Genomic DNA, 2,598 nt, shown 5'->3' on the forward strand with positions numbered 1-2,598 from the left:
TAAGTTCCTTCTGGATTTCCTTCGGAATCCTATTGCCTTCTGCCGTTTCTTTCTTCGCGGCTAGCTTAATGACATTACTCGAGAGAAGACTAAATCTGTGGCGGAGGAGCTTCGTACCATGAAGCTGAGCGAGGCTGCAAAGAAGGCAGAAGACGGCATTGAGGAGACTCTGACTTACTGCGGCTTTCCCAGCGAATACTGGACTCGTATCCGCACCAACAATGTCATGGAACGGCTCAACCGGGAGATCCGCCGCCGCACCAGAGTAGTGGGCTGCTTCCCGGATGGCAATTCTACCCTTATGCTGGTCTGTGCCAGGCTCCGCCATGTAGTCGGCACCCAGTGGGGCAACAAGAAGTACATGAATATGAAGCACTTAGAGGCATCTCTGGAGGATACCTCGATTGCTGGCTGATTTTATTCTGCCAGAACCCGNAAACTATTTTGNGCATTATTCTTGACAGTACCCCGGAAGATAGAGGCCACCAGCCGCTTGTAATTGTGGTAGACCGTGTTCGGGGAAACTGCTGAAAAAGGTAGAAATCAGCGGCAGCAATGTGTTAGCAGACTATGCTTATGGAGCAAAGACAATTCGAGCTTACATCTCAGAACAGGGAGCCAGCTATGTAATCCCGCCACAGAGCAATGTTTCGGATCCGTGGCCGGTTGATTGGTGGTTATATAAAGAGCACCATTTGGTTGAATGTTTCTTCCAAAAGCTCAAATCGTTTTGCAGAATCGCCACAAGATATGACAAATTGGATGCTTCTTTTCTCGCCTTCGTTTACATTGCCGCTACCGCTATTTTGTTGATTTAGCTCAACTTTCCCTATTTTTCAAACAGGGCCTAAGTAGATTGAGGCTCCAGGAGCAAGATTCTGCGGAATGCCAGCAGCAATCCGCTGCCCGCTGGTGATGAATGTCCCGTAACTTGAATTGAAATCAATGACAGTAAATTGCCCATCTGCTTTATTGAATGAAATCTTACAATGGTTCGAACTAATTCCGGGAGTATTATCCAGATAGGCCAAACGGCAGACAGCACTATCTCGGCCAATTTGTATTGGCTGGTTATGGAGCTTTATTACCAGCCCGTCATACTGGGGTGCTAGAGAGCGAATAAAAGGGGCTCTAACGGTTTCCGTATTTTTTACAGAAGCGGGTGCTGGTTTCCTTTTGAGAAGCAGGGCAGATGCCGCAATGATAGCTATAACAACAATTATAGCAATATAAGAAAAAATACGTTCAAGCCCTGTTCCGTTTTCCAACTCATAAGGAACGCTATGTTGATTCAGCATAGGGATGACTTCCCCAACGCTGACGGCATNAAAGNGGNTTTGATCCAGATTTGACCCATATGTATTAATGCCGATTATATTACCATCCGAGCCAATCAAATGAGCTTGCGCCCAGAACCGCTTTCTATTAAGAGACGGCTGACACTGCCTGTTGTGACCGTAGCATCGTTTTTGCTGAAAGAGCGTACAGCCTGCACCGTAAGGTCCGAAGCTAAAGGATATCCAACTGCATAAACCTCACTGCCTAAACAGTCGTCCGTTGGCTCCCTCAAAATGAGGGGAGAACGCTTGCTGGTGGGTTTGGTCAGTCTTAGGATTGCCACATCTTTTTCTGCATCGTAATCCACTAAATACGCTTCTTCTGAATCGTCCTTGTCATAATAAACCAGCCCAGTAAAAACAGACAATAGACAAAAGGCCCCCTGTGTAGGAAAATAGACTACACAGGGGAACGTATAATGAAGAAAGGGAAATACACAAAGATACAGGCATTGGAGCCGGAAATCGTGTCAATGCATGAGGCCGGAAAAACGCACAGGGGGATAGCCGAGCATTTCGGGCTGGAGCGCAGTCAGGTGAAAAAATGTTTGGAGAGGCGCCGTATCAGGCAGCGAAAACAGGCGGGAGGAATACAGATAAAGCCCAAGGGCCGACCCCGCAAGGATGGTCAGCCGCCGCATCAAAGCGAGGCCGCAGAGCTTAGGAGGCTGCGGACAGGGCACCCACCGCAACCCCAAGACCGTGCTGCGGGTAATGAAGAAATATGAGGTGTTGGCAGAGATCCGCAGGCCGAGGAAGTGGCGGCAGATGGGGCAGCAGGTCCACAAGTATGAAAACCTGCTTAACCGGGAATTTCACGCGGACAAGCCCAATACCAAATGGGTGACAGACATCTCCTACATCCAAACTGGTCAAGGTGTCCTCTATCTGTCTATGATCAGGGCTCTCTACGATAACAGCATCGCAGCCTACAAAACTGCCAAACACCAGGCCGTAGATTTGGCGCTGGATACCATTCGTCTCGCCGTGCGAAAGGAGAAAAAGGTGGCCGACGCGGAATTGCAGCTCCACAGCGGCCAAGGTGGTCAGTATACGTCCCATATTTTTACAATCATGTGCGCATCCGGTTAAAAACTGGAGTGGCGCCGCTTTCGCTGCGCCACTCCGCCTAAAACTTAATCTTTCCTGCCTGTGGTCCCTTTTTTGTGCTATCTGCACAACCTGGGCCGGTTCAGGGCAACGGAGGGGAGCCTTTTTGCTTCTTATTACAACCTGTATCAGAAGGTCACCACGTCCTGGG

At 49.1% G+C, this 2,598-nt stretch carries 3 protein-coding genes and 1 pseudogene; 2 read left to right on the plus strand and 2 right to left on the minus strand.

The window, feature by feature from the left end; all coding sequences use genetic code 11:
* Positions 1-79: 79 nt before the first annotated feature.
* Positions 80-415 (plus strand): annotated as a pseudogene (locus JX325_RS14990) (transposase); the annotation flags it as partial.
* A 421-nt stretch (positions 416-836) separates the two neighbouring features.
* On the opposite strand, the gene JX325_RS15000 reads toward JX325_RS14990, so the two are convergent.
* Both JX325_RS15000 and JX325_RS15005 read right to left on the minus strand, forming a co-directional pair.
* Positions 837-1,298, minus strand: a complete 462-nt coding sequence (locus JX325_RS15000) for an FHA domain-containing protein (protein ID WP_204791875.1) — start codon at positions 1,296-1,298, stop codon at positions 837-839.
* Between the two features lie 95 nt (positions 1,299-1,393).
* Complete coding sequence (locus tag JX325_RS15005; protein WP_204791876.1) at positions 1,394-1,705, minus strand: serine protease; 312 nt, start codon at positions 1,703-1,705, stop codon at positions 1,394-1,396.
* Between the two features lie 256 nt (positions 1,706-1,961).
* Here JX325_RS15005 and JX325_RS15010 point away from each other — a divergent pair, with 256 nt between their 5' ends.
* Positions 1,962-2,429 (plus strand): DDE-type integrase/transposase/recombinase, encoded by a 468-nt coding sequence (locus tag JX325_RS15010; protein WP_204791877.1) that lies wholly within the window; start codon positions 1,962-1,964, stop codon positions 2,427-2,429.
* Positions 2,430-2,598 lie beyond the last annotated feature (169 nt).

Origin of the sequence: Oscillibacter sp. CU971, from assembly GCF_905219725.1 — a bacterium.
In the GTDB taxonomy this organism is placed as follows: domain Bacteria; phylum Bacillota; class Clostridia; order Oscillospirales; family Oscillospiraceae; genus Oscillibacter.

Coding starts and splice junctions, on each gene's coding strand:
- JX325_RS15010 (WP_204791877.1), top strand. CDS start 1,962: ATGGTCAGCCGCCGCATCAAAGCGAGGCCGCAGAGCTTAGGAGGCTGC.
- JX325_RS15000 (WP_204791875.1), bottom strand. CDS start 1,298: ATGCTGAATCAACATAGCGTTCCTTATGAGTTGGAAAACGGAACAGGG.